Origin of the sequence: Paraburkholderia sp. J11-2, assembly GCF_905220185.1 — a bacterium.
In the GTDB taxonomy this organism is placed as follows: Bacteria; Pseudomonadota; Gammaproteobacteria; order Burkholderiales; family Burkholderiaceae; genus Paraburkholderia.
In genome coordinates, this window is record NZ_CAJMYY010000083.1 from 1 (window position 1) to 1,229 (window position 1,229).

Genomic DNA, 1,229 nt, shown 5'->3' on the forward strand with positions numbered 1-1,229 from the left:
GGCGGATTCAACCGGTCGATGCAACACACTACAGCCTGCGTGAGCAGCGGAGGTGTTGCAAATGAAACAGCGACCGAGGATCTATTACTCCGAGAGCCAACGAAGACTGATGTGGGAGCGCTGGCGCAAAGGCGAAACGATCCATCAGATTGCAAAACTGTTTGATCGGGGCCACTCTTCGATCCAGCGGATACTCGCGGAGAACGGCGGCATCGAGCCACCGCAAAGACGCCGCGCGCCGCAGACCTTGACGCTTGCGGAGCGCGAGGAGATTTCCCGCTCTCTGGTGTCCGGATTATCGATCCGGTCGATAGCCACCAGGCTGGGACGCGCTCCTTCCACTATAAGCCGCGAATTGCAACGCAACGGAGGCAGTCAAGGTTATCGAGCAAATCAAGCGGATGCGCTCGCCTGGAATCGGGCACGTCGCCCGAAGGTTTGCAAATTGGTGCAAAACCAGACGCTGGCACGAGTTGTCGCTGCAAAGCTGAAGCTGCAGTGGTCTCCCGAGCAGATTTCTGGTTGGCTCAGACATGTGTACGCGGTCAACAAGGACTATCTAGTGTCGCACGAGACAATCTATCGGAGCCTCTATATTCAAGCTCGTGGCGCTCTGAAAAAGGAATTGCTCGAGCACTTGCGACGCGCTCGAACCATGCGCCGGTCCCGTCATCACACACTGAAAACTGAGGACCGCACGAACATTCGCGACGCCGTGTCGATCAGTGAACGCCCCGCTACAGCGGAGGATCGCGCAATACCCGGGCACTGGGAAGGTGACTTGCTGTATGGCAACGCTACGAGCCAGATTGCAACTCTCGTCGAACGTCAAAGTCGATTCGTGATGCTGGTAAAAGTGGCCAGCAAGGATTCTGAGGCTGTGGTTGACGCGCTGATACGACACGACAGCAAGTTACCTCGGGAACTATATAAATCGCTGACCTGGGATAGGGGTTCGGAAATGGCCGACCACAACCGCTTTACCGTCGCTACCGACATTGAGGTCTATTTCTGCGATCCGCAACACCCCTGGCAACGCGGTTCGAACGAAAACACGAATGGGCTTCTGAGGCAATACTTCCCTAAGGGCACCGATCTCTCCGTCTACTCGCAGGCCAGACTGGATGCCGTAGCCAGACGGCTCAACGAACGCCCCCGAAAAACACTAAACTTCGACACGCCGGCTGAGCGATTTAGCCAAATCGTTGCATCGACCGGTTGAATCCGCC

Annotated in this window: 1 protein-coding gene; it reads left to right on the forward strand. The window is 56.5% G+C overall.

Annotated features, from left to right (window positions below):
• Window positions 1-61 precede the first annotated feature (61 nt).
• On the forward strand, window positions 62-1,222 hold the full coding sequence (locus tag U5A57_RS41220) for an IS30 family transposase (protein WP_321918078.1): 1,161 nt from the start codon (window positions 62-64) through the stop codon (window positions 1,220-1,222).
• Window positions 1,223-1,229 lie beyond the last annotated feature (7 nt).

Excerpts from the sequence above, each read along its gene's own strand:
- U5A57_RS41220 (WP_321918078.1), top strand. The coding sequence starts at position 62 with ATGAAACAGCGACCGAGGATCTATTACTCCGAGAGCCAACGAAGACTG.